The organism is Geodermatophilus sp. SYSU D00879, from assembly GCF_054050375.1.
This window is the reverse complement of record NZ_JBJGZF010000001.1, coordinates 153,630-177,125: the sequence shown is the minus strand read 5'-3', so window position 1 is coordinate 177,125 and position 23,496 is coordinate 153,630. Positions and strand designations below refer to the sequence as shown.

Annotated in this window: 26 protein-coding genes; 18 read left to right on the top strand and 8 right to left on the bottom strand. The window is 76.0% G+C overall.

Going from position 1 to position 23,496, the window contains the following annotated elements; translation table 11 throughout:
* Positions 1-12: 12 nt before the first annotated feature.
* Genes ACI79B_RS00905 through ACI79B_RS00895 form a run of 3 tightly spaced genes read right to left on the bottom strand, consistent with a single transcriptional unit; the run spans position 13 to position 2,306 of the window.
* Positions 13-489: a methylated-DNA--[protein]-cysteine S-methyltransferase gene (locus tag ACI79B_RS00905; protein ID WP_456926223.1), complete on the bottom strand. Its 477-nt coding sequence runs from the start codon at positions 487-489 to the stop codon at positions 13-15.
* 46 nt (positions 490-535) lie between these two features.
* Positions 536-1,075: a DUF1003 domain-containing protein gene (locus ACI79B_RS00900; protein WP_456926222.1), complete on the bottom strand. Its 540-nt coding sequence runs from the start codon at positions 1,073-1,075 to the stop codon at positions 536-538.
* Positions 1,068-2,306, bottom strand: a complete 1,239-nt coding sequence (locus ACI79B_RS00895) for a magnesium transporter MgtE N-terminal domain-containing protein (RefSeq protein WP_456926221.1) — start codon at positions 2,304-2,306, stop codon at positions 1,068-1,070. Before ACI79B_RS00895 ends, ACI79B_RS00900 begins: the two co-directional genes overlap by 8 nt.
* Before the next feature lie 25 nt (positions 2,307-2,331).
* Between ACI79B_RS00895 and ACI79B_RS00890 the strand changes: the two genes are divergently transcribed.
* From ACI79B_RS00890 to ACI79B_RS00875, 4 genes are all read left to right on the top strand, one after another.
* Positions 2,332-3,210 (top strand): PhzF family phenazine biosynthesis protein, encoded by an 879-nt coding sequence (locus ACI79B_RS00890; RefSeq protein WP_456926219.1) that lies wholly within the window; start codon positions 2,332-2,334, stop codon positions 3,208-3,210.
* Positions 3,207-4,139, top strand: coding sequence for a DMT family transporter (locus ACI79B_RS00885; RefSeq protein WP_456926218.1), 933 nt, complete (start codon positions 3,207-3,209; stop codon positions 4,137-4,139). The genes ACI79B_RS00890 and ACI79B_RS00885 overlap by 4 nt, the downstream gene beginning before the upstream one ends.
* 76 nt (positions 4,140-4,215) lie before the next feature.
* Positions 4,216-5,172: an HpcH/HpaI aldolase/citrate lyase family protein gene (locus ACI79B_RS00880; protein ID WP_456926217.1), complete on the top strand. Its 957-nt coding sequence runs from the start codon at positions 4,216-4,218 to the stop codon at positions 5,170-5,172.
* Between the two features lie 159 nt (positions 5,173-5,331).
* A complete protein-coding gene (locus tag ACI79B_RS00875) occupies positions 5,332-6,528 on the top strand; it encodes an acyl-CoA dehydrogenase family protein (protein ID WP_456926215.1) in 1,197 nt (398 codons plus the stop codon).
* A 78-nt stretch (positions 6,529-6,606) separates the two neighbouring features.
* Here the strand turns inward: ACI79B_RS00875 and ACI79B_RS00870 are convergent, their stop codons facing one another.
* Positions 6,607-7,818 (bottom strand): MFS transporter, encoded by a 1,212-nt coding sequence (locus ACI79B_RS00870; RefSeq protein ID WP_456926214.1) that lies wholly within the window; start codon positions 7,816-7,818, stop codon positions 6,607-6,609.
* 15 nt (positions 7,819-7,833) lie between these two features.
* On the opposite strand from ACI79B_RS00870, the gene ACI79B_RS00865 reads away from it, so the two are divergent.
* The 5 genes from ACI79B_RS00865 (at position 7,834) to ACI79B_RS00845 (ending at position 14,647) form a co-directional block, all read left to right on the top strand.
* On the top strand, positions 7,834-8,898 hold the full coding sequence (locus ACI79B_RS00865; RefSeq protein WP_456926213.1) for a LacI family DNA-binding transcriptional regulator: 1,065 nt from the start codon (positions 7,834-7,836) through the stop codon (positions 8,896-8,898).
* Positions 8,899-8,926: 28 nt separating this feature from the next.
* Positions 8,927-9,862 carry an NADP-dependent oxidoreductase gene (locus ACI79B_RS00860; protein ID WP_456926212.1) on the top strand — a complete coding sequence of 312 codons (936 nt, stop codon included), beginning with the start codon at positions 8,927-8,929 and terminating at the stop codon, positions 9,860-9,862.
* Between the two features lie 80 nt (positions 9,863-9,942).
* A complete protein-coding gene (locus tag ACI79B_RS00855) occupies positions 9,943-10,263 on the top strand; it encodes an EthD family reductase (protein ID WP_456926211.1) in 321 nt (106 codons plus the stop codon).
* Positions 10,260-11,810, top strand: a complete 1,551-nt coding sequence (locus ACI79B_RS00850) for an acetolactate synthase large subunit (RefSeq protein ID WP_456926210.1) — start codon at positions 10,260-10,262, stop codon at positions 11,808-11,810. The genes ACI79B_RS00855 and ACI79B_RS00850 overlap by 4 nt, the downstream gene beginning before the upstream one ends.
* 77 nt (positions 11,811-11,887) lie before the next feature.
* Positions 11,888-14,647, top strand: a complete 2,760-nt coding sequence (locus tag ACI79B_RS00845; RefSeq protein WP_456926209.1) for a putative bifunctional diguanylate cyclase/phosphodiesterase — start codon at positions 11,888-11,890, stop codon at positions 14,645-14,647.
* Here the strand turns inward: ACI79B_RS00845 and ACI79B_RS00840 are convergent.
* Positions 14,613-15,314: a DUF4230 domain-containing protein gene (locus ACI79B_RS00840; RefSeq protein WP_456926208.1), complete on the bottom strand. Its 702-nt coding sequence runs from the start codon at positions 15,312-15,314 to the stop codon at positions 14,613-14,615. The genes ACI79B_RS00845 and ACI79B_RS00840 overlap by 35 nt on opposite strands.
* A gap of 281 nt (positions 15,315-15,595) precedes the next feature.
* On the opposite strand from ACI79B_RS00840, the gene ACI79B_RS00835 reads away from it, so the two are divergent.
* Genes ACI79B_RS00835 through ACI79B_RS00810 form a run of 6 tightly spaced genes read left to right on the top strand, consistent with a single transcriptional unit; the run spans position 15,596 to position 19,787 of the window.
* On the top strand, positions 15,596-16,840 hold the full coding sequence (locus tag ACI79B_RS00835) for a CpaF family protein (protein WP_456926207.1): 1,245 nt from the start codon (positions 15,596-15,598) through the stop codon (positions 16,838-16,840).
* A complete protein-coding gene (locus ACI79B_RS00830; RefSeq protein WP_456926206.1) occupies positions 16,831-17,694 on the top strand; it encodes a type II secretion system F family protein in 864 nt (287 codons plus the stop codon). The genes ACI79B_RS00835 and ACI79B_RS00830 overlap by 10 nt, the downstream gene beginning before the upstream one ends.
* Positions 17,691-18,626, top strand: a complete 936-nt coding sequence (locus ACI79B_RS00825) for a type II secretion system F family protein (RefSeq protein WP_456926205.1) — start codon at positions 17,691-17,693, stop codon at positions 18,624-18,626. The genes ACI79B_RS00830 and ACI79B_RS00825 overlap by 4 nt, the downstream gene beginning before the upstream one ends.
* A gap of 30 nt (positions 18,627-18,656) precedes the next feature.
* On the top strand, positions 18,657-18,875 hold the full coding sequence (locus ACI79B_RS00820) for a hypothetical protein (protein WP_456926204.1): 219 nt from the start codon (positions 18,657-18,659) through the stop codon (positions 18,873-18,875).
* Entirely contained in the window at positions 18,868-19,332 is a 465-nt protein-coding gene (locus ACI79B_RS00815) for a TadE/TadG family type IV pilus assembly protein (RefSeq protein WP_456926203.1), read from the top strand. Before ACI79B_RS00820 ends, ACI79B_RS00815 begins: the two co-directional genes overlap by 8 nt.
* Entirely contained in the window at positions 19,329-19,787 is a 459-nt protein-coding gene (locus ACI79B_RS00810) for a hypothetical protein (RefSeq protein WP_456926202.1), read from the top strand. Before ACI79B_RS00815 ends, ACI79B_RS00810 begins: the two co-directional genes overlap by 4 nt.
* A gap of 16 nt (positions 19,788-19,803) precedes the next feature.
* Here ACI79B_RS00810 and ACI79B_RS00805 read toward each other — a convergent pair whose 3' ends face one another.
* Positions 19,804-20,316, bottom strand: a complete 513-nt coding sequence (locus tag ACI79B_RS00805; RefSeq protein ID WP_456926201.1) for a DinB family protein — start codon at positions 20,314-20,316, stop codon at positions 19,804-19,806.
* Positions 20,317-20,475: 159 nt separating this feature from the next.
* On the opposite strand from ACI79B_RS00805, the gene ACI79B_RS00800 reads away from it, so the two are divergent.
* Entirely contained in the window at positions 20,476-20,658 is a 183-nt protein-coding gene (locus ACI79B_RS00800) for a hypothetical protein (RefSeq protein WP_456926199.1), read from the top strand.
* A gap of 30 nt (positions 20,659-20,688) precedes the next feature.
* On the opposite strand, the gene ACI79B_RS00795 is transcribed toward ACI79B_RS00800, so the two are convergent.
* Positions 20,689-22,236: a hypothetical protein gene (locus tag ACI79B_RS00795; protein WP_456926198.1), complete on the bottom strand. Its 1,548-nt coding sequence runs from the start codon at positions 22,234-22,236 to the stop codon at positions 20,689-20,691.
* Positions 22,237-22,478: 242 nt separating this feature from the next.
* On the opposite strand from ACI79B_RS00795, the gene ACI79B_RS00790 reads away from it, so the two are divergent.
* Complete coding sequence (locus ACI79B_RS00790; RefSeq protein ID WP_456926197.1) at positions 22,479-22,649, top strand: hypothetical protein; 171 nt, start codon at positions 22,479-22,481, stop codon at positions 22,647-22,649.
* Positions 22,646-23,044 (top strand): hypothetical protein, encoded by a 399-nt coding sequence (locus ACI79B_RS00785; RefSeq protein ID WP_456926196.1) that lies wholly within the window; start codon positions 22,646-22,648, stop codon positions 23,042-23,044. The genes ACI79B_RS00790 and ACI79B_RS00785 overlap by 4 nt, the downstream gene beginning before the upstream one ends.
* A gap of 4 nt (positions 23,045-23,048) precedes the next feature.
* Here the strand turns inward: ACI79B_RS00785 and ACI79B_RS00780 are convergent, their stop codons facing one another.
* Positions 23,049-23,468 (bottom strand): nuclear transport factor 2 family protein, encoded by a 420-nt coding sequence (locus ACI79B_RS00780; RefSeq protein ID WP_456926195.1) that lies wholly within the window; start codon positions 23,466-23,468, stop codon positions 23,049-23,051.
* Positions 23,469-23,496 lie beyond the last annotated feature (28 nt).

Genomic DNA, 23,496 nt, shown 5'->3' with positions numbered 1-23,496 from the left:
GGCGGGCGCCGGTCAGAACAGCCGGGCGTCCCGCTGCTCCAGGTCGAGCAGGAAGCGCTTGCGGGACAGCCCGCCGCCGAAGCCGACCAGGCTGCCGTCGGCGCCGACCACCCGGTGGCACGGGACGACGATCGCCAGCGGGTTCCGCCCGCACGCCAGGCCGACGGCCTGCGCGCCGCCCGGCTCGCCGACGGCTCGCGCCACCGCCCCGTAGGTGGTCGTCGCGCCGTAGGGGATGTGGGTGAGCTGCTCCCAGACGGCCAGCTCGAAGTCGCTGCCGCGCGGGCGCAGGGACAGGTCGAACGCCTCCCGCTCGCCGGCGAGGTACTCGCCGAGCTGGCCGGTCACGTCGGCGAGCGCGGCGTCGTCCCGGGCGCCGAGGTCGGCCTCCGGACCCGGGGGCGAGAGGTACAGCCGGCCGAGCACGCCGTCGTCGGCGACGACGGTCAGCGGCCCGATGGGGGAGTCCACCACCGCGTGCGTGCGCATGCCGGCAGTGTGCCGCGGGGGGACGACGGTCCGGACGCCCCGCGCGCTACGCCGTCGGGTCCGCGAGCGCCGGCTGGACGGGGTCCTTCGGCTTCTTCTTGACCTTCTTCTCCCGCTCCTCGGGCGAGCGGCTCTCGGCGAGGCGGCCCAGCTCGCCGCGGATGAAGTCGCGGGTCGCGAGCTCGCCGATGGCCACCCGTAGCGCGGCGAGCTCGCGGGCCAGGTACTCGGTGTCCGCGCGGGTCTGCGCGGCGCGGGCGCGGTCCTCCTCGGCCTGCACGCGGTCGCGGTCGGCCTGCCGGTTCTGCGCCAGCAGGATCAGCGGCGCGGCGTAGGCGGCCTGGGTGGAGAAGGCCAGGTTGAGCAGGATGAACGGGTAGGGGTCCCAGCGCAGCCGGACGGCGAAGACGTTGAGGGCGATCCACAGCACCACGATCACCGTCTGGACGGCGAGGAAGCGCCCGGTGCCGAGGAAGCGGGCGATCCCCTCGGCGAAGCGGCCGACCGCGTCGGGGTCCAGCCGCAGGTAGCCGGTGATCCCGCGGGAGGAGCCGCGGGGGACGTCGAGGCGGCGGCCGTCAGCCACGGCGGGCCCGCTCGCGCCAGTCCTCGGGCAGCAGGTGGTCGAGGACGTCGTCGACGCTCACCGCGCCCACCAGCCGGCCCCGGTCGTCGACCACCGGCGCGGCGACCAGGTTGTAGGTGGCGAAGTAGCGGGTGACCTCGCCCAGCGGCGCCTCCGGCCGCAGCGGGTCCAGGTCGTCGAGCACCCCGCTCACCAGGCTGGACGGCGGCTCGCGCAGCAGCCGCTGGATGTGCGCCAGGCCCAGGTAGCGCCCGGTCGGGGTGGCCGACGGCGGCCGGCAGACGTACACCTGGCTGGCCAGCGCCGGGGTCAGCTCGGGCTCGCGCACCCGGGCCAGCGCCTCGGCGATGGTCGCGTCCGGCGCGAGGATCACCGGCTCGCTGGTCATGATCCCGCCGGCGGTGTCCTCGGAGTACTGCAGCAGCTGGCGCACCGGCTCGGCCTCGTCGGGCTCCATCAGCTCGAGCAGCCGGTTGCGGTCGACGTTGGACAGCTCGGCGAGCACGTCGGCGGCGTCGTCGGGGTCCATGACCTCGAGCACGTCGGCGGCCCGGGACTCGTCCAGCGTGCCGAGGATCGTGACCTGCTCGGCCTCCGGCAGCTCGCCGAGCACGTCGGCCAGCCGCTCGTCGTCGAGGGCCTCGGCCACCTCGTGCCGCCGCTTGATCGGCAGGTCCTGCAGCGCGTGCGCGAGGTCGGCGGCGTTCAGCTCGCGGTAGGTGGCGATCAGCGTCTCGGCGCCCTGCCCGCTCTCCGGCAGCGCGAGCCCGGCGACCTCGTCCCACGCCAGCTGGTGCAGCTGCCCGCGGCGGCCGAGCCGGCCGGGCTCCTGCACGGCGAGGCGGGTGACCTGCCACTCGCCGGTGCGGGTCTGCTCGATCCCGGCGTCGACGACGGCGGCCGGCCGGCCCGACTCCGTGATGGTCACGGTCCGGTCCAGCAGCTCGCCGAGGACCAGCGTCTCGCCGCGCCGCTGCTCGAAGCGCTTCAGGTTGAGCGTGCCCGAGGCGAGCACCACCGCGCCCGGGTCGATGCTGGTCACCCGGCCCATCGGCACGAAGATGCGGCGGCGCGCCACGACCTCGACGACCAGGCCGAGCACCCGGGGGGCGGCGGTGCCCACGCGCAGCGCCACGACGACGTCGCGCAGCCGCCCGACCCGGTCCCCGTTGGGGTCGAAGACGGGCAGGCCGGCGAGCCGCGAGACGTACGCCCTGGTCACCGTGCTCACACTCGGTGAGGCTACCGTCGGGGTCGTGGCGAGCCCGGGGTCCGGCGAGTACGCGTCCGTCGAGTACGAGGTCGTCGACGTGTTCGCCCCCCGGGCGTTCGCGGGCAACCCGCTCGCGGTGGTGTTCGACGCCGACGCGCTGACCACCGCGCAGTGCCAGGCGCTCGCCGACGAGTTCGCGCTGTCGGAGACCTCGTTCCTCTGCGCGCCGACCGAGCCGGGCGCCTCCTACCGGGTCCGGATCTTCACCCCGTTCGCCGAGCTGCCCTTCGCCGGGCACCCGAGCGTCGGCGCCGCGCACACGCTGGTGCGCACCGGCCGGCTGGCCGGTGGCACCCTGCACCAGGAGTGCGGCGCCGGCGTCCTGCCGATCGAGGTCACCGGCGACGGCGCGACGCTCACCGGCGGGCGGCCGACGCTGGAGGACGGCCCCGACCCGGCGGCGCTGGCCGCGGCGCTGGGGCTGTCGGCGGCCGACGTCGTCGGGCTGCCCGCGCACGTCGCCGGCTGCGGCCTGCCCTTCGCGTTCCTGGCCGTGCACCCGGACGTCGTCGACCGCGCCGTCCCGGACCCCGCCGCGCTGGCCGCGTTCGGCGTGGGGGAGGGCGTCTCGGTGCTGTCCTGGGACGGCTCCACCGCGTACGCCCGCGTGTTCGCGAACGACCTGCGCTGGGGCGAGGACCCGGCCACCGGCTCGGCGGCGCTGGGCACCGGCGTCTGGCTGGTCGCCACCGGGCTGGTCGCCCCGGACGGGACGTCGTCGTACACCGTCCGGCAGGGCGAGGCGATGGGCCGGCCGTCGGTGCTGTCGTGCACGGTCACCGCCGACGGCGGCCGGGCGACGGCGGCCACGGTGTCCGGGGCGGTGGTGCCGGTGGCCTCCGGGCGCATCCGCGTGCCGTGAGCGCCGGCTCGACGGCGGCCGTCTCCCCGTGGGCGGTCCACCGGCCGGGCTCCCGCGACGTCGCGCTCATGGCGGTCGCCGTCGTCGGGGTCTCCTTCTCCGGCCCGCTGACCGCGCTGGTCGGTGCGTCGTTCCTGGCGCTGGCGTTCTGGCGCAACGCCGCCGGCGCCGCGCTGCTGGTGCCGGTGCTGCTGGGCCGCGAGCGCGGCACCCTCGCCGGGCTGCGGCCGCGGGACCTGGGCAGCTCGGTCGTGGCCGGGCTGTTCCTCGCCGCGCACTTCGCCGCCTGGCTGCCCAGCCTGTCGATGACCACCGTCGCCGCGTCGACGGCGCTGGTCACCACGACGCCGATCTGGACCGCGCTGGCCGCGCGGGTGTCCGGCGTCCGGCTGCCCGCGCAGGTGTGGACCGGGCTCGCGCTGGCCGTCGTCGGTGCCGCGCTGATCGCCGGGGTCGACGTCGCGGTCAGCCTGGAGGCGCTGGCCGGGGACGGGCTGGCGCTGCTCGGGGCGGTCTGCGCCGGCGGCTACATGCTCGCCGGGGCCCGCGCCCGCACGCGCCTGGCGACGTCGGCGTACTCGGTCGTCTGCTACTCCACCTGCGCGGCCGTGCTCGCCGTCGCCGCGCTGGTGACCACCACCCCGCTCGCCGGGTTCCCCGCCCGAGACTGGTGGCTGATCCTGGCGATCACCGTGTGCGCGCAGATCCTCGGGCACACGCTGCTCAACCTGGTGCTGTCCAGCGTGGGACCCACCGTCGTCGGGCTGGCGGTGCTGCTGGAGGTGCCCGGCGCGCTGCTGGTGGCGCTGGTGCTGCTCGGCCAGACCCCGCCGCTGCTCGCGCTGCCGGGGATGGTCGCCGTCGTCGCGGGGGTGGCGCTGGTGGTCCGGGCCGGCCGGCCGCGGACGCCGGTCGAGCCGGTCACCTGACCCGGCAGAAATGGCCCTCTCCGCCCCGTGGTTACCCTCCGGTAGCCGAAGATCCCGATCAGACAGCGGAGGCACCGTGGCCGAGCTCCGATCCCGTCGTTCCAACCTCGCCGTGCCGGGCAGCAACCCGCGCTTCCTCGAGAAGGCCAAGGGCCTGCCGGCCGACCAGGTGTTCCTGGACCTCGAGGACGCCTGCGCCCCGCTGGCCAAGCCGGGTGCCCGCAAGAACATCGTCGCGGCGCTCAACGAGGGCGGGTGGGGCGAGAAGATCCGCACCGTCCGGGTCAACGACTGGACGACGGAGTGGACCTACCGCGACGTCATCGAGGTGGTCGAGGGCGCCGGCGCGAACCTCGACTGCATCATGCTGCCGAAGGTCGTCGACGCCCACCAGGTCGCGGCGCTGGACTTCCTGCTCAGTCAGATCGAGAAGGCCAACGGCCTGGAGGTCGGGCGGATCGGCATCGAGGCGCAGATCGAGACCGCGCAGGGCCTGATCAACGTCAACGACATCGCGTTCGCCAGCCCGCGGATCGAGACGATCATCTTCGGCCCGGCCGACTTCATGGCCAGCATCAACATGAAGTCGCTGGTGGTCGGCGCCCTGCACCCCGACTACCCGGGCGACCCGTTCCACTACATCCTCATGCAGATCCTCATGGCCGCCCGCGCCCGCGGCGTGCAGGCCATCGACGGCCCGTTCCTGCAGGTGCGCGACGTGGACGCCTTCCGGGAGGTCGCCAAGCGCTCGGCGGTGCTCGGCTTCGACGGCAAGTGGGTGCTGCACCCCGGCCAGATCGACGCCGCCAACGAGATCTACGCGCCGTCGCAGGAGGACTACGACCACGCCGAGCTCATCCTCGACGCCTACGACTGGTACACGTCCGAGGCCGGCGGCAAGAAGGGCTCGGCCATGCTCGGCGACGAGATGATCGACGAGGCCAGCCGCAAGATGGCGCTGGTCATCGCCGGCAAGGGGCGCGCCGCGGGCATGGGCCGCACGTCGTCGTTCACCCCGCCCGACGCCGCCTAGCCACCCGCGTCGCACGGCCCGCCCGGGGCACTCCCGGGCGGGCCGTCGTCGTTCCCGGGGTGACCGGTCCGGGGGTGACCGGGGACACGGCGACGGGTCCGGAGAGGTCGCCCATACTCCCCGGTAGCAAACGGACACCGGAGTCCCGGAGGAGCGAACGTGGCCCGACTGGCGCAGACCGCCGACCTGACCGACATCCAGCAGGAGATCCTGTCGACGGTCAGGAGCTTCGTGGACAAGGAGATCATCCCGCACGCGCAGGAGCTCGAGCACGCCGACGAGTACCCGCAGGAGATCGTCGACGGGCTCAAGGAGCTCGGCATCTTCGGGCTGATGATCCCCGAGGAGTACGGCGGCCTCGGGGAGTCGCTGCTGACCTACGCGCTGGTGGTCGAGGAGATCGCCCGCGGCTGGATGAGCGTCTCCGGCGTCATCAACACCCACTTCATCGTCGCCTACATGATCCGCCAGCACGGCACGCAGGAGCAGAAGGACCACTTCCTCCCGCGCATGGCCACTGGCGAGGTCCGCGGCGCGTTCTCGATGTCCGAGCCGGGGCTGGGCTCCGACGTCGCCGGCATCCGCACCAAGGCGGTCAAGGACGGCAACGAGTACGTCATCGACGGTCAGAAGATGTGGCTGACCAACGGCGGCTCCTCCACGCTGGTGGCCGCGCTGGTGCGCACCGACCTGGGCGCCGACAAGCCGCACCAGAACCTGACGACGTTCCTGGTCGAGAAGCCGGCCGGCTTCGGCACCGTCGCCCCGGGCCTGACCATCCCCGGCAAGATCGACAAGATGGGCTACAAGGGCGTCGACACCACCGAGCTGGTGTTCGACGGCTACCGCATCGGCGCGGACATGGTCCTCGGCGGGGAGCCCGGCCGCGGCTTCGCGCAGATGATGGACGGCGTCGAGGTGGGCCGGGTCAACGTCGCCGCCCGGGCCTGCGGCATCTCCATCCGCGCGTTCGAGCTGGCCGTCGAGTACGCCCAGCAGCGGGAGACCTTCGGCAAGCCGATCGTCCAGCACCAGGCGATCGCGTTCCAGCTCGCCGAGATGGCCACCAAGGTCGAGGCCGCGCACCTGATGATGGTCAACGCCGCCCGGCTCAAGGACGCTGGCAAGCGCAACGACGTCGAGGCCGGCATGGCCAAGCTGATCGCCAGCGAGTACTGCGCCGAGGTGACCACGCAGTCCTTCCGCATCCACGGCGGCTACGGCTACTCCAAGGAGTACGAGATCGAGCGGCTCATGCGCGAGGCGCCGTTCCTGCTCATCGGCGAGGGCACCAGCGAGATCCAGAAGACGATCATCAGCCGCGGCCTGCTCAAGGAGTACGGCCTCAAGCGCTGAACGACCGCACGTCGGGCGGCCCGGGACCGGACCGGTCCCGGGCCGCCCGCGCGTTCAGCGGGCCGGGCGGTGCCGGTGTCAGCGCGGTGTCGCGCGGCTCGCGCGGGACCCGGCGAGCACGAGCAGGAGCGCCGCGACCAGCAGCGCGGGCTCCAGGACGAACGCCGCGGTGAGGCCGTGCGCGTCGGCCAGGGCGCCGAGCAGGAAGGGGGCGGCGGCGGTGACCAGGCCGCCCAGCAGCTGGGTGCGGGCGTTGGCCCGGTCCTCGTGCCCGCGGGCAGCGCCCAGGGCGAGCGCCAGTGCCAGGGGGTAGAGGTTGGCGATGCCGATCCCGCAGACGAACAGGCCGAGGACGGCGACGACCGGGCTGTCGGTCAGCCAGAACGGCACGAACCCGGCCGCGGTCACCGCCAGGGAGGCGTGCAGCAGCGGCACCGTCCGGCCGGGGCGCCGGGTGAGCGCCGCCCCGCCGAGCCGGCCGACGAGCAGGCCCAGGTAGTTGCTGCCCAGCGCCGTCGCGGCGGTGGTGGTCGCCAGTCCCGTGCCGACGAGCACCTCGGTGCCGAAGTAGATGAGACAGAACTCCACGGCCGTGGCGATCGCGGTCAGGGCGGCGAACAGCCAGGCGGCCAGGGGCAGCGGTCCGGGCCGCCCGGCGACCCGGCGGTCGGCCGGCGGCGGCAGCGGGCGGCGCCTCGAGCGGAGCCACAGCAGGCCGAGGACGAGCGCGGGGAGGGCGAAGGCCGCCCGCCAGCCGGCCGGCCCCGCGGCGAGCCCGCCGAGGACGAGGGGGGCCAGGACCGCGCACGCCCCCGCGCCGACGTTGGCCTCGGTGAGCGCCCGGTCGCGCCGGGCGCCGTGCCGGTCGGAGAGCACGGCCTGCGTCGCCGTCAGCAGCACCGTGCCGGCCGTGCCCATGACCGCCGCCCCCAGCAGGGTCGGCGCGAGCCCGCGGCCGAGGGTGAACAGCGCGGCGCCGGCGGCGGTGCCCAGGGCCGAGGACCACAGCAGTGCCGACCGCGGCAGCCGCCGGGCCACGGCGGCGAACCCCGCGCCGGCCAGGGCCGCGCCGCCCGACCACAGCACCGAGTAGACGCCCAGCAGCGTGTACGAGAAGTGCAGCTCCTCGCGCAGCAGGGACAGTGCGGGGCCGAAGGCGTAGAGCCAGCCGGTGAAGCACCCGAGCACCGCGTAGGCCAGCACGGTCGGCGCGTCGCGGACGAAGCCGTCGTCCCCGCTCGCCCCGAGGGGGGTGCCGGCCTGCTCCTCGGTCGTTGTGTATGGATACACACCTAGACTGTACGAGTGGCCAGTCCTCCGGACCACCGGTCGCGCCGGCCGACGATGCGCGAGGTGGCCCGCGCCGCCGGCGTCTCGCCGATGACGGTGTCCTACGTCTACTCGCGGCCCGGCCGGGTGTCGGCCGAGGCGGCGGCGCGGGTGCGGGCGGCGGCGCAGGAGCTCGGCTACCCCGGGCCGCACCCGGCCGCCCGCTCGCTGCGGCGGGGGCGGGTCGGCAGCCTCGGCGTCGTGCTGGGGGAGCGGCTGGGCTACGCCTTCGACGACCCGCAGGCGGCCCGGTTCCTCGCCGGGGTAGCGGACGTCTGCGCCGCCGAGGGGGTCGGCCTCACGCTGGTCCCGACCACCGGGGCGCCCAGCGACCCGGAGCGGGTCGCCCGGGCCGTCGTCGACGGCTTCGTCGTCTGGACCACCAGCGACGACGACCCGGTCCTCGACGCGGTCGCCGACACCGGCCTGCCCGCCGTCGTCCACGCCGGGCCGCACCACCGGGGCCTGCCGGTGGTCGGCATCGACGACCGCGCCGCCGCCGCGGCGATCGGGCGGGTGGCGTTCGCCGGGGCCCGGCGGCCGGTGGTCCTCGGCTTCCCGCTCGACCGCGCCCGCGCCCGCCGGCTGCTCCCCGCCCCGGAGGTCGGGGCGGTCCGGTTCCCGGTGACGCGGAACCGGTGGGAGGGCCTGCTCGGCGCCTGGACCGGGGCCGGGCACCCGGCGGCGGAGCTGCGGCTGGCCGTGTGCCCGGTCAACGACGCCGAGGAGGGCGAGGAGTTCGCCGCCGAGCTGCTCGCCGGCCCGGACCGGCCGGACGCGGTCGCCGCGATGAGCGACGAGCTCGCGCTCGGGGCGCTGCGCGCGGTGGCGGCCGCGGGCCTCGCCGTGCCCGGCGACGTGGCGGTCACCGGCTGGGACGACAGCGACGCCGCGGCGCCGGCCGGGCTGACCACCGTCGCCCAGTCGCTGCGCCGGCAGGGGGCCGCCTGCGCGCTGGTCGCGCTCGGGCGTGCCCCGGAGGTCCCGGCGCCGGACGGGTGGCGCGTGGTGGAGCGGGCGAGCACCCGCCGGCCGCGCTGACCGCCGGCGGTCCTCCTAGGGTCGGGACGTGCGAGCCGTGGGAGTGACCGAGTTCGGCGGGCCCGAGGCCCTCACCGTCGTCGACGTCCCCGCCGAGCCCCTCGGGCCCGGGCAGGTGCGGCTCCGGGTGCGGGCCGCCGCGGTGAGCCCGACCGACACCCACCTGCGCGAGGGCGCCTACGCCGGCCGCGACCCGGTGAAGACGCCGCCGTGGGTGCCCGGGATGGACGCCGCCGGCGAGGTCGTCGAGGTCGGCGAGGGCGTCGACCGGGTGGCCGCCGGCGACGCGGTCATGGCGATCGTCGTCCCCACCGGCGCCCACGGCGGCTACCGCGAGGACCTCGTGCTGCCGGCCGGCTCCGTGGCCCGGGTGCCCGCGGGCGCCGACGCCGTCGCCGCGTGCACCCTGCCGATGAACGCGCTCACCGCGCGGCTGGCGCTGGACCAGATGGCCCTCCCGCCCGGCTCGGTGGTCGCGGTGACCGGCGCGGCGGGTGCCTTCGGCGGCTACGTCGTCCAGCTGGCCAAGGCTGACGGGCACACCGTCGTCGCCGACGCCTCCGAGGCCGACGAGCGGCTGGTCCGCGACCTCGGCGCCGACGTCGTCGTGCGGCGGGGCGACGACGTCGCCGAGCGGATCCGCGCCGAGTTCCCCGACGGCGTCGACGGGCTGGCCGACGGGTCGGTGCAGGACGCGCTGGTGCTGCCCGCCGTGCGCGACGGCGGGAAGGTGGCCACCGTGCGCGGGTACCGCGGCGACGGGACCGGCCGGGTCGACGTGCTGCCCACGAGGGTGCGCCACTACGCCGAGAACGGCGCCGCGCTCGACCGGCTGCGCGAGCAGGTGGAGTCGGGCGCGGCGACGCTGCGGGTGGCCCGCACCTTCGCGCCGGAGGAGGCGCCCGAGGCGCACCGGGTGCTGGCCGCCGGTGGCGTGCGCGGCCGGCTGGTGATCACCTTCTGAGGTCGCGCGCCCGGGCCCGTGTGCCAGGGTGGGGGAGCCCCCGGCAACGGTGCCCGGGGAGGAGCGCGGAGGAGCGGCAGATGGTGCACAGGCTGGTGGTCAGCTACGGGCAGCCCGAGGACCCGGCGGCGTTCGACGCCCACTACCGGGACACCCACGTCCCGCTGACCGTGCGGATGCCGGGCCTGATCCGGTTCACCACCGGCACCCCGCAGCCGCTGGACCCGCGCCAGTCCGCGCCCTACCTCGTCGCCCACCTGGACTTCGACTCCGAGCAGGCGATGGGCGCGGCGTTCGCCTCCGACGCGGGCAAGGCGAGTGCTGCCGACGTCCGCACCTTCGCCAGCGGCGGCGTGACCATGACGCACTACGAGGTGAACGAGGTGCACGTCTCCCGGTGAACGGCGCCCAGGCACTGATCCGCACGCTCGTCGACGCCGGGGTCGACGTCTGCTTCGCCAACCCCGGCACGTCCGAGATGCACTTCGTCGCCGCCCTCGACGACGTCCCCGAGATGCGCGGCGTCCTCACCCTGTTCGAGGGGGTGGCCACCGGCGCCGCCGACGGCTTCGCGCGGATGGCCGGCCGGCCCGCCGCCACGCTGCTGCACCTGGGCCCGGGCATGGGCAACGGCCTGGCCAACCTGCACAACGCCCGCCGCGGCCGGACGCCGGTGGTGAACGTCGTCGGCGACCACGGCCGCTCGCACAAGCGGCTGGACGCGCCGCTGGAGTCCGACATCGACGCCCTCGCCGGCACGGTGTCCGGCTGGGTGCGCCGCTCGCTGGCCCCCGAGGACCTCGCCGCCGACGCCGCGGACGCCGTCGCGGCCGCCGCGCGCGGCCAGATCGCCACGCTGGTGCTGCCGGCCGACGTGTCCTGGTCCGAGGGCGCGGCCGTCGCGGAGCCCCTGCCGGTGCGGCCGCGGCCGCACGTGGCGCCGTCGGTCGTGGACGACACCGCCGCGGTGGTGCAGGCCGGCGAGCCGACCGTGCTGCTGCTCGGCGACGACGTCGTCGCGTCGGAGGCGGGGCTGCTGGCCGCGGCGCGGGTGGCCGCCGGCACCGGCGTCCGGCTGGTGGCCGAGACGTTCCCGGCGCGGATGGTGCGCGGCGCGGGGCTGCCCGCCGTCGGCAAGCTGCCCTACCCGCCGGAAGTGGCGATCAAGGCGCTGGCCGGCACCCGGCACCTGGTGCTGGCCGGCGCGACCTCGCCGGTGCACTTCTTCGCCTACCCCGGCGTGCCGGGCACGCCGGTGCCGGAGGACTGCACGGTGCACGTGCTGTCGGCGCCCGGTGAGGACGGCGTCGCGGCGCTCGAGGAGCTGGCCGCGAAGGTGGCCGCCGGCGCCGAGCCGGAGCTGCGCGAGGCCTCCCGGCCGGAGCTGCCGACCGGGCGCCTGACGCCGCGGGGGATCTCCGCGGTGGTCGGCGCGCTGCTGCCCGAGCGGGCGATCGTGGTCGACGAGGCGATCACCTCCGGGATCGGCGTCGTCGAGCTGACCGCGGGCGCCCCGCAGCACGACTGGCTCGCCCTGACCGGCGGCGCGATCGGCGACGGCCTGCCGATGGCGGTCGGCGCGGCGGTGGCCTGCCCCGACCGGCCGGTGCTCGTCCTGCAGGCCGACGGCAGCGCGATGTACACGCTGCAGGCGCTGTGGACGATGGCCCGCGAGCAGCTCGACGTCACCGTCCTGCTCTACGACAACGCGTCCTACGCGATCCTGCAGGGGGAGCTGGCGCGGGTGGGGGCCGCCGGCGGCGGGGAGCGGGCCGGGCAGCTGCTCGACCTGGGCGGCCCGGCGCTGGACTTCGTCGCGCTGGCCACCGGGATGGGCGTGCCGGCCACCCGCGCGGAGACCGCCGAGGAGCTGGCCGAGGAGCTGGGCACGGCGCTGCGCGAGCCCGGTCCGCACCTGGTGCAGGCGGTGCTCCGGCCCGGGGAGTAGGTGCGGGCTCACCCCCGCGGGGGAAGCACTCGCCGAATCCGTTCCAGACCGGTTCGTTTCGCGTCGATGTCCGGCGTGTGTCGGAGTGGACCGGGGGCGTCGGCGTGGACGCCGGCGTCGTGGGCAGGCGGCCGGTGGCCGTCGTCGCGTGCACCCTCCTGCTCGCGGTGGTCGCGCTGCAGGGGCTGCTGCACGGGACGGCCGGCGGCGCCGCGCTGTACTTCCTCGTCATCGGGCTGACCGTCGTCGCGGCGTGGGCCGGGGCGCACCGCGCGGGGCGGCGACCGGTCGCCGTCCTGCTCGCCCTCGGCGTCGGCCTGTCCGCCCTCGGGGACGTGCTCTGGCAGGTCCAGGCGTCCCTGACCGGCGACGGCGCGGCCGTCGGCGTCGCCGACGCCGTCTACCTGGGCAGCTACGTGGCCCTCGGCACCGGCCTGGCGCTCATGGCCCGCCGCCGGCACGCCGACCGCGACCTGCGGACGGCCGGCTGGATCGACGCGCTCGTCGTGTTCGTCGCCGCGCTGCTCCTCGTCTGGGAGCTGTCGATCGCCGCGACCGTGGAGGACGCGTCCCTCGGCCTCGGGACCCGGGTCGTGCTCGCGCTCTACCCCGCCCTCGACGCCGCGCTGATCGGCCTGGTCGTGCGGCTGCTGGCCACCCGCCGGCAGGGGGAGCGGACGCCGCTGGCCGTCGCCGCCGCGTGCTCGTGCTGGCTGGTCTCCGACGTCGCCTACCTGCTCGACGCCGACGCTGTCACCTTCGGCGGGTGGCTGGACTCCGGCTGGCTGCTCGGCAGCGCGCTGCTCGCCGTGGCCACCTGGTCGACCGCCCGCGGTGCCGTAGCGGCGGGTCCGGGCGGCGAGGATGGCCGGTCGGGGATGGCCCGGCTGGCCGTGTGCCTCGGGGCGCTGCTGGTGCCGCCGGTGACCGAGCTGGCCACCGACCTCGGCGGCGTCGAGGACGCCTCGGGCGCGATGGTCGTCGCGATGGTCGTGCTGACCGCGCTGGTCTTCGTCCGCGCCGCGCTGCTGCTGCGCGGCGAGGCCGCCGCCCGGGCGCTGGTGCGCTCGCGGGAGCGGTTCGCCGCCAAGCTCATCGCGCACTCCTCCGACGCGGTCCTCGTCGTCTCCCGCGACGGGCGCCTGCTCAGCGACCCCGCGCCGCTGGCCGCGCTGCTCGGGACTGTGGCCGCCGGCGTCACCACCGCCGCGGACGCCGTCCGCCTGGCCGGGGTGGACCCCGAGCTGACCGCCGAGCTGTTCGCGCGGGCCCTGGCCGGCGGCGGCGTCGTCGACGCCGAGCTGCCCGCCCGCCACCGCGGCGAGGACCGCTGGATCGGCATCCGGCTGGTCGACCTCGGGGACGACCCCGACGTCGGCGGCGTCGTCGTGCACGTGACCGACGTGACCGGGCGCCGACGCGCCGAGGAGGCGCTGGCCCACTCGGTGCTGCACGACGGGCTGACCGGCCTGGCCAACCGCGCGCTGTTCATCGACCGCGTCGGCCAGGCGCTGCGCCGCACGGTGCGCGGCGGCGGCTCGGCCGCGGTGCTCTCCCTCGACCTCGACGGCTTCAAGGCCGTCAACGACTCCCTCGGCCACGCCGCCGGCGACGCGCTGCTGCGCGAGGTGGCGGCGCGGCTGCGCGGCGCCGTCCGCGCCGACGACACCGTGGCCCGCCTGGGCGGCGACGAGTTCGCCGTGCTGGTCGAGCAGGCCGGCGCCGCCGACGACGAGGCGATGGTGACCGCCGCCCGCGTGCTCGACGTGCTCGCCCGGCCGGTGGCGCTGCCCGGCGGCCCGGTGACCGTGTCGGCCGGCGTCGGCGTGGCCGTCGGCCGCGGCGCGGTGGCCGGCGACGCGCTGGTCGGCGACGCCGACCTGGCGCTGTACGCGGCCAAGCTCGACGGGCGCGACCGCGTGCAGCGGTTCGAGCCCGGCATGCGCAAGGCGGCGCAGGCCGCCCGCGAGCTGGAGCAGGAGCTGCGCGGCGCGGTGTCCCGCGGCGAGTTCCGGCTGGTCTACCAGCCGGTGGTCGCCCTGGACGGCCGCCGGGTGACCGGCTTCGAGGCCCTGCTGCGCTGGGACAGCCCGCGGCTGGGCCCGGTGGGCCCCGACCGGTTCGTGCCGGTGGCCGAGGCGGCGGGCCTGATCGACGAGATCGGCGCGTGGGTGCTGCGCGAGGCGTGCGCGACCGCGGCGGCCTGGCGGCACCTGGGCGACACCACGATGGCGGTCAACGTGTCGGCCACCCAGCTGACCTCGCCGGACCTCCCCGGCTCCGTCGCCGCGGCGCTGGCTGCGAGCGGGCTGCCGGCCGGCGCGCTGGTGCTCGAGGTGACCGAGACGGCGCTGGTGGGCGACCCCGCGCGGGCCGCCGCGTGCCTCACCGCGCTGCGGGCGCTGGGCGTGCGGCTGGCGCTGGACGACTTCGGCACCGGCTACTCGTCGCTGGCCCACCTGCGGCAGTTCACCGTGGACGTGCTCAAGATCGACCGCTCGTTCGTCGGCGCGATCGCCGAGGGCGAGCCGCTGCCGGCGATCGTGCGCGGCACCATCGACCTGGGCCGCACGCTGGGCCTGGAGGTCCTCGCCGAGGGCGTCGAGCACGAGCACCAGGCGCGGCTGCTGGCCGAGGGCCGCTGCGACACCGCGCAGGGCTACCTGTTCGCGCGGCCGCTGGAGCGCTGCGACGCCGAGGCGCTGCTCCTCGAGCAGGCTCCGGCCCGCGCCGGGGTGCCCGCGATCGTGCCGCTGCCCCGCGCCGCGGGCGCTGACGTCCCCGGTCTGACGCCGGGGGAGGTCAGCCGGCCGCCCCGGGCGCGGGCTCGAAGGTGACCGTGACGTCGTCGACGCCGAGGGACCGGGCCAGCGTGGTGAGCATGTCGCGGGTGCCGTCCTCGGCGCGGTCGAGCAGGTCGCTGTCCGCCGCGGCGGACTCCAGCCGGCGCTCGGCCAGCGCGAACAGCTCGCTCTCGTCGGTCGGGTCGTCGGCGAACGCGTCGCCCAGCCGCTCCACGAGGCCGCGGTCGCGGTCGAGCACCCGGCTCTCGTCCGGGTCGATCCGCGCCTCGCCCAGCTGCGGGGCGGGCAGGGTGATGGTGGCGGCCGTGCCGTCGGGCGAGAGGTCGACGCTGTCCTCGCCGAGGCCAGCGAAGTCCACGTAGGCGTCGACGTCGCCGGTGGCGAGGAACTGCACCCGCTCGCCGCTGATCGCCGAGGGCACCCAGGCAGTGTCGCGCTCCTGGTCGACGACGACCTGGAAGGTGCCGGTGGCGGCGTGGTACTCGTCCAGGTCGGCCATGGCCAGCAGCAGCGGCCTCGTGCTGCGGTCGACGGTCTCCTGCTCGAACGGCGCGGTCCAGTCGGCGACCCTGTCGGCCACGACCACCCCGACCGGGACGACGACGGCGACGGCGATGCCGGCCTTGAGCCACCCGCGGCGGCTGCGGCGCGCCGGCGCGGCGGAGGGGGCGGGGACACGGGACGGGAGCAGGACCGGCATGCGCGATCTCCTCGCGGTCGTCGGGTGTGCTCCGTACAGCACCCCGGACGCCGGCTCTGTTCCCGGCGCCCCGGGTGCGCCGGCGCCGCACCCGGGGCGCCGGGACGCTGCGTCAGCGCACCCGCTCGACGCCCGTCCGCGGGTCACCCGGCCGGGTGGCGTGCGGCCGCGACCGCGCACGCGCTGTCCACAGATCGGCTGACCGGCCTCCCGCGGAACGCCTCCGTCTCCCTATCGTCCCGACGTCCCGAACGGGGTCGGGGCAGGTGAACGGGGGTGCGGTGCCGACTGCGACGAGTGCCCTCGAGGTCGTCGACGGCGAGGTGCGCGAGCTCATCCGGCGCCGCGGGCTCGACCCGTTCAGCGACCCCGCGCCGGTCCGCGTGCTGGTGCGCGACGTCGTCGCCGACTACTCCGAGCGGTCACTGACCTCGGCGCTGCCGCCGATCGGCGACCCCGAGTCGGTGGTCCGCGACGTCCTCGACCGGGTGGCCGGGTTCGGGCCGCTGCAGCGGCACCTGGACGACCCCCAGGTCGAGGAGGTCTGGGTCAACGAGCCGGGCCGGGTGTTCGTCGCCCGCCGCGGCCGCAGCGAGCTGACGACGACGATCCTCGGCGCCGGCGAGCTGGCCGACCTGGTCGAGCGGATGCTGCGCAGCTCCGGGCGGCGGATCGACATGAGCCAGCCGTTCGTCGACGCGGTGCTGCCCGACGGCTCCCGGCTGCACGTGGTCATCCCGGACATCACCCGGCGGCACATGGCGGTCAACATCCGCAAGTTCGTGCTGCGCGCGCACGGCCTCGACGAGCTGGTCGCCGCCGGGACGCTGACGGCACAGGCCGCCCGGTTCCTCGAGGCCGCCGTCGCCGCGGGCCTGAACGTGCTGGTCTCCGGCGGCACCCAGGCGGGCAAGACGACGCTGCTCAACTGCCTGCTCGCGGCGATCCCGGCGCGGGAGCGGGTGATCACCTGCGAGGAGGTGTTCGAGCTCCGCGTCCCGCTGCCCGACGTCGTCGCGATGCAGACCCGCCAGCCCAACCTCGAGGGCGCCGGGGAGATCCCGCTGCGCCGGCTGGTCAAGGAGGCGCTGCGGATGCGGCCCTCGCGGATCGTCGTCGGCGAGGTGCGGCAGGAGGAGTGCCTGGACCTGCTCATCGCGCTCAACTCCGGCCTGCCCGGGATGTGCACGCTGCACGCCAACAGCGCCCGCGAGGCCGTGGTGAAGATGTGCACGCTGCCGCTGCTGGCCGGGGACAACATCGGGCACGCCTTCGTCGTCCCGACCGTCGCGGCCAGCGTCGACCTGGTGGTGCACGTGGCCACCGAGGCCTCCGGCCAGCGCCGGGTGCGGGAGGTCGTGGCGGTGCCCGGCCGCGCCGAGGACGGCGTGGTCGAGCTGGCCGACGTCTTCACCACCCGCGACGGGCGGCTGGTCCGCGCCGAGGGCTTCCCGCCGCACGCCGAGCGCTTCGCCGCCGCCGGGTACGACCTGGCCGCGCTCCTCGGGACGCCGGCGTGGAGCTGACCGGCGCGCTGCTCGGGCTGCTGCTCGGCGTCGGCCTGCTGCTCGTCTGGCGCAGCGGGCCGCGGGCGCCGCAGCGGAGGACGACGCCCCGCCGGCCCGGGCGGCGGGCGCGGCTGCTGGCCGAGGCGGGCCTCACCGGGATCAACCCGGCGCAGCTGGCCGCGCTGCAGCTCGGCCTGGGGCTGCTGGCGCTCGTCGTCGTGCTGCTGACCACCGGCGCGGTGACGGTCAGCCTCGCGTTCGGCGTGTTCGCCGCGGCCCTGCCGCACGTGCAGGTGCGCCGGCTGGCCGCCCGCCGCCGGGCCGACCTGCGCGAGGTGTGGCCCGAGGTGGTCGACAACCTGGCCTCGGCAGTGCGGGCGGGGCTGTCGCTGCCGGAGTCCCTGGCGGCGCTGGCCACCCGCGGCCCGGAGGTGCTGCGCCCGCCGTTCGCCCGGTTCGCGGCCGACCACCGCTCCACCGGCCGCTTCGGTGAGAGCCTCGACCGGCTCAAGGCCGACCTCGCCGACCCGGTGGGCGACCGGATCGTCGAGACGCTGCGGGTCGCCCGGGAGGTCGGCGGCAGCGACCTCGGCCGGGTGCTGCGCACGCTGGCCGGCTTCCTCCGCGAGGACGCCCGCGCCCGGGCCGAGCTGGAGACCCGGCAGGGCTGGGTCGTGCAGGCCGCGCGGCTCGCCGTCGCCGCGCCGTGGGCGGTGCTCCTGCTGCTGGCCACCCAGTCGACGACGCTGGCCGCCTACGACTCGCCGCTGGGCACCGCGCTGCTGCTCGGCGGGGGCGTGGTCTGCCTGGTGGCCTACCGGCTGATGATGCGGATCGGCCGGCTGCCGCAGGACGTGCGGGTGCTCCAGTGACGCTGCTCGGGATGCTGCTGGGCGGTGCGGCCGCCGCCGGCGTGCTGCTCGTCGTCACCTTCGCGCCGCCGTTCCGCTCGGTGCGGCTGGTCGACCGGCTGGCGCCCTACGTGCACGACACCCCGCCGCCGTCGCGGCTGCTCGGGACGGCGACCGAGCCGGGTCTGCTCACGGCCGCGCGCAGGGTGTTCGGCCCGGTGGTGACCGACGGCGCCCGGTTCGTCGACCGCGTGCTCGGCGGCCGCTCCGCCGTCCGGCGCCGGCTCGACGCGCTCGGGAGCGACCAGACGGTGGAGGACCTGCGCGTCGAGCAGGTCGTCTGGGGCGGGCTCGGCCTGCTCGGTGCGGCACTGCTCGCGGCGCTCGGTGCGCTGCTGGCCGGCAGCGTCAACGTGCTGTCGGTGGCGCTGCTGTGCCTGGCCGGGCTGCTCGGCGGGGTGCTCGGCCGCGACTGGTGGCTGACCCAGCAGGTGCGCCGGCGCGAGGACCTGCTGCTGGCCGAGTTCCCGGTCGTCGCCGAGCTGCTGGCACTGGCCGTGACGGCGGGGGAGGGGCCGGCCGCGGCGATCGCCCGGGTCACCCGGCTGTCGGGCGGCGAGCTGGCCCGCGAGCTCGGGGGCGCGCTCGGGCGGGCGCGGGCCGGTGTCCCGCTGACGACGGCGCTGCAGCAGGTGGCCGACCGGACCTCGGTCGACGCGCTCGCCCGCTTCGTCGACGGCCTGCTCGTGGCCATCGAGCGCGGCACCCCGCTGGCGGAGGTGCTGCGCGCGCAGGCGGCCGACGTCCGCGAGGCCGGGAAGCGCCGGCTGCTCGAGGCCGGCGGCCGCAAGGAGATCGCCATGATGGTGCCGGTCGTCTTCCTGGTGCTGCCGGTGACCGTCCTGTTCGCCCTGTTCCCGGGGCTGATCAGCATCGTCTCGCTGGCGCGGTGAGCGCCGGTGCACAACGGAGGAGGACCACGGATGCGGGCGCTGGCCTGGCTGCTCACCCTGACCACGGCCCTGAGCGGGGCGGTGGCCGCCCGGCTGCGGGACGAGGACCCCGAGCGGGGCGACGTCCCCGGCTGGGTGATGATCACCGTGATGACGGCGGCCCTGGTGCTGGCCATCCTCGTGCCGTTCCGCGAGGCGATCGTGTCGGCGGTGCAGAACGCGCTGGCCTCCGTCACGAACGGTGGATGAGGAAGGACCTCGCTGCCCCCCACCGCTCGCACGCTCGCGGCGGGCCCCTGCAGCGAGGCCGTTCCAGCCGGTCGCCGAGGAGCGCGGCAGCGCCGTCGTCGACTTCGTGCTGGTGTCGGTGCTCGTTGTCGTGCTGCTGCTGGCGGTGCTGCAGGTGGCCGTCTACGTGCACGTCCGCAACGTGGTGACGGCGAGCGCGCAGGAGGGCGCCCGGTACGCGGCCAACGCCGACGTGCCCGCCGAGGCCGCGACCGGCCGGGCGCTGGAGGCGGTGGCGCGGGCGACCACGGTCGGCACCGCCGAGGGGCTGGTGTGCACCGCGGCCGAGGAGGTCGACGCCACCGGGCTGGTGCTGGTGAGCGTGCGCTGCAGCGGCGCGGTGCCGACGCTGCTGGCCGGGCTGGGTGACCTGCTGCCGCTGGACGTCACCGGGCGCGCGGTGGAGGAGGCCGCGTGAGGTGGCTGCGCGCCCGGCTGGGGCCCGGGGAGCGCGGGTCGGCGGTCGTGGAGTTCGTCTTCGTCGCGCTGGTGGTGTTCGTGCCGCTGGTCTACGTCGTCGCCGGGTTCTCGGCGGTGCAGCGCGGGGTGTTCGCCGCGACCGCGGCCGCGCGGGAGGCCGGCCGCGCGCTGGCCACCGCCCCCGACGCGACCACCGGGCTCGCGCGGGCGGAGCGGGCGGCCCAGCTGGCGGTGCAGGACCAGTCGGTGGACGCCACCGACGTGCGGCTGTCCTTCGCCCCGGCGGGCGCCGAGTGCGGGGCGGCGACCTACGCGCCCACGCTCGCGCCGGGTGAGGAGTTCTCCGTCTGCGCCACGGTCACCGTGCGGATCCCCCTGCTGCCGGAGTTCGTCGACGCCAACACCGCCACCGGCCGGTTCGTCGTCGAGACCGACCGCTACGTCGACCGCTGAGGACCGACCCGGCGGGTCAGCCCATCGTCTTCTGGCCGTCGATCGACTCGCGCAGGATGTCGGCGTGGCCGGCGTGCTGCGCGGTCTCGGCGATGACGTGCAGGAACACCCGGCGGGCCGTCCACCGGGCGCCCGGCTCGAACCAGGGTGCCTCCGGGAGCTCGTGGTCGACGTCCAGGTCGGGCATCGAGGCGATCACCTCGTCGGTGTGCCGCGCCACCTCCTCGTAACCCGCCAGCACGCTCTCCAGCGTCTCCCCGCGCTCGAGGTGCCAGTGGCGGCTGACGACGTCCGGCCCCCAGTTGCGGTGCATCGCCTCGGCTCCGCCCTCGGCGAAGCGCACCCACGACGCCTCGGTGCCCGCCACGTGCTTGATGAGCCCGGCCAGGTCCAGCGCGCTGACGGTCGGCCGCCGGGTCGCCTGCTCGTCGGTCAGGCCGCGGACGGTGAACCGCAGGAAGGCCCGGTGCCGCCGCAGCGACTCGATCAGGTCGGCCCGCTCGCGCGTGAGGGTGGTCGAACCGGTCATGGGATCGCCTTCCGTCGTCCTCCGGGGGGTCGGTGGCGACGCTAGGGGGAGGGGGCGCCGGATGGGACGGATCGGCATCCGCCGGCGTTCTCGGGGCAACGGAACTGTCACACCCGCGCCCTAACGTGCAGCTCACAGGCACAGGACGCGGAGGTCGCGATGAGCCCGACCATCACCAGCATCGACCAGATCGACCTCGACATCTCGGTCGCCTACATCGCGCTCGGCGTCGCCCGCACCTCGTGGGACCGGTGCCCGAGCGGGGAGAACGCCCGTGCCGTCGACGAGGCGGAGGCCTGCGTCAACCGCCTGCTCGACGAGCGTTTCGCCGCCCAGCAGTGACCTGCCGCGACGCGGCCCCGCTCCTGGAGGTCACGGCGTGGGCTGTTGCGGCCGGGAGACCAGCTGGGTGAGGAAGGGCGCGGCGAGGTCGAACACCGTGGTCATCAGGGCCGGTGGCTGCGCGTTGAGCGTGTCCTCCGCCAGGAGTGCGGCGAAGTCGACGGGCTGGGTGGGGAGACCGGCCCGGGCGAGGATCGCGAGGACCTCCGTCGCGATGATGCCGTAGCCGGACGTCGTCGGGTGCACGCCGTCGAGCCCGAACAGGCCGCCCTGCAGCCGTCCGGTGGCGTCGGAGCGGAACCACCGGGTGTCGAGGTGGGCGATGGGCGCCGGCAGGGGGTACGGGCGCCAGTCGTTGCGGGCGGCCGCCTCGTCGTCGGTCACGAAGCGACGGAAGGCGAGACCGTCGAGGATCCCGCACAGGTCGAGGAGGAACCAGTCCCGGCCCTGCCTGCGTGCGGCGCGGACGGCGTCGGCGATCGTGCCGTTGTACTGGTCGATCGCCGCGTCGACGGCCCGCGCCTGCTGGTGGGTCAGGTGGCGGTGCTTGGCCGGCCGGAAGTCCTCCTCGTCGACCCAGGGGTCGGTGTAGTAGGGGAAGTAGCGCGAGCCGGGGCGCCACTTCTGCCCGGGTGCGCGGGGGTTGACCCCCTTGGCGATCGGGCTGATCGTCACGTGCGGGACGTTCGCGAGGACGACGCGGCGGGCGCTGATCGCCTCGATCCTCCGGACCAGGCGGCCGTACTCCACGGCGAAGTGCTCCGGCCGCCAGACGTTGTAGGGCCCCTTCCTCCCGATGTCGTCGAAGCCCGCGCCCGACCAGCGGACCTGCTTGTCGACCACCGACCGGAGGGCGTTGTTCGAGCCGAGGGCGACGACGAGCGTGCCGATGCCGCCGCGGCGCCCGTGCTCGGCCGCGGCGTCGATCTGGGTGGCCGTGGCCCCGAACGGCGCGAGGACCGACCGGGCCGCGATGTCGTTGTCGTTGGAGGGGACGGCGCCGAGCAGCTCGTCGCGCGGCGGGCGGGCCGCGATGCGCTCGGCAGCACGCCTGGCCGTGTACGACAGGCAGTCCCGGAGGTCCCAGCCGTAAATGCCGACGTTCTCGTAGCGGAGGTCCGTGCGGGGCGGCCGGCTCCCCGGGCCGCTCTCCCACCACTCCTCGTTCTGGTCGGCGAGCCGCTGCAGCGCGAGCGGGAGGGCCACCACCTCCAGACCGCGGACGTGCCTGCCGAACCGCCGCTCGAGAAGGCGCAGCGCGCCCTCGATGTTGAACGGCAGACCGCCCAGCGGGCCGCCGTAGGCGGGCACCGTCAACCGGGCGGCCAGGCACCGGGCGACGAGGGCGGGCCAGGAGAGCTCGGTCCGGTGCACGGCCCCGCTGATCATGCCGTGGGTGAGTGAGTCCCCGATCGTGACGAGGGCGTGGGCCGGCTCGCCGGACGGTGGTCCGGCCACCGGCTGGAGGGCCACCTCGATGCCCAGGGTGGGATCGCCGTCCGCCTCCTGACGACGGTCGCCGACGACGACGTCCGGCGGCGTGTCCGGGTCCAGGAGTTCCGCTGGGAGATCCGGCATCCGGCGACCTCTCGTCTCCCGGGGCGTCGGCCGGCGGCCCCGACGGCGCCGACCGCATCACGAGCACCCTGTCCCGGCCCGCCCGCCGGTGGACAGGGCCCGAGGACCCCTTCGGGACCACGCCGTCCGTCGTCGGGATCGCTGCGGCTTGCCGCCGGGTGTGTACTCCTGGGCAGCAACCGCCGTCCGGTCGAGGGGGACCCGTGGCGATCGTCTGGTGCACGGATCGGGACCGCCAGGCCATGGCCGACGCTTGCGAGGAGCGCCGCGTGCTGGACGAGCTGACCGAGAGGTACACGGTGTACCGAGAGGTCGAGGGACCGCCGGTGACCGAGACGCTGCTGCGGCTCTTCGAGCGCGGCCTGCCCCTCGACCGTTCGCCCCGCAGGAGGGCGGAGGGCGAGGAGCGGTGACGACGACGCGCGGCGCCGTCCGCCTGGGGGCCGTCGCGCTCGGCGCCGTCCTCGTCTACGTGCTCGGCGTCGTCGTCCCGTACGTCGCCAACGGCCTGCACCACCTGCCGCTGGCCGAGGTCGCGGCCGGCCACCACGACCCGAAGGACCTGTGGCCGGCGACCCTGCCCTACGTCGGCGGGTGGATCCGCCTGGCCGGGGTGCTGTCCATGGCCCTCGTGCCGCTGATCCTGGCGTGCGTGCTGGTGGCGTGCGGCTTCGGTGTCGGCCGGACGCTCCGCTCGGCACCGCGCACGGCGCTCGCGCACGCCGCCGTCGCCGTGGCGTGCGTCGCCGTCCTGGCGTGGTTCCTCGGACCGACGGCGCAGGCGCTGGCAGGCTGGCAGATGGACTGACCGGCTACGCCGGGGGCTCGTAGCAGTCGAAGGTCTCGTGGTCGACGACCCGGCCGTCCCGGACGGTGAGCAGCGCGGCCACGTGCGCGAGGAGCTGCTGGCCGGCGCGGTAGGGGCCGGCGTCGACGCCGACGGTGCCGCGCCAGGTGGCCCGGACGGCGGCGCGGTCGCCGACGGTGAGCACCTCGTGCACGTCGAAGACCTGCTCCCGCAGCAGCCGCTTGCCCGCCCCGAACCCGGCCAGCGTCCCCTCCAGGTCGCGGACGGCGCCGCGCGGCGTGACGGCGTTCGGGTGCTCCACCACCCGCAGCCGCGCGTCGAGCAGCGGGCGCAGGTCGTCCTCTGTCGCGGCGAGGTCGGCGACGGTGGCGTAGTAGCGGCGGACGACCGTGGCGACGTCCGTGTCAGGAGTCGTGGTTGTCATGGCCGCAAGGTTGCACAACCATGGTTGT

Excerpts from the sequence above, each read along its gene's own strand:
- ACI79B_RS00855 (WP_456926211.1), top strand. The coding sequence starts at position 9,943 with ATGGTGCACAGGCTGGTGGTCAGCTACGGGCAGCCCGAGGACCCGGCG.
- ACI79B_RS00795 (WP_456926198.1), bottom strand. The coding sequence starts at position 22,236 with ATGCCGGATCTCCCAGCGGAACTCCTGGACCCGGACACGCCGCCGGAC.
- ACI79B_RS00840 (WP_456926208.1), bottom strand. The coding sequence starts at position 15,314 with ATGCCGGTCCTGCTCCCGTCCCGTGTCCCCGCCCCCTCCGCCGCGCCG.
- ACI79B_RS00790 (WP_456926197.1), top strand. The coding sequence starts at position 22,479 with ATGGCCGACGCTTGCGAGGAGCGCCGCGTGCTGGACGAGCTGACCGAG.
- ACI79B_RS00820 (WP_456926204.1), top strand. The coding sequence starts at position 18,657 with ATGCGGGCGCTGGCCTGGCTGCTCACCCTGACCACGGCCCTGAGCGGG.
- ACI79B_RS00805 (WP_456926201.1), bottom strand. The coding sequence starts at position 20,316 with ATGACCGGTTCGACCACCCTCACGCGCGAGCGGGCCGACCTGATCGAG.
- ACI79B_RS00800 (WP_456926199.1), top strand. The coding sequence starts at position 20,476 with ATGAGCCCGACCATCACCAGCATCGACCAGATCGACCTCGACATCTCG.
- ACI79B_RS00780 (WP_456926195.1), bottom strand. The coding sequence starts at position 23,468 with ATGACAACCACGACTCCTGACACGGACGTCGCCACGGTCGTCCGCCGC.
- ACI79B_RS00905 (WP_456926223.1), bottom strand. The coding sequence starts at position 489 with ATGCGCACGCACGCGGTGGTGGACTCCCCCATCGGGCCGCTGACCGTC.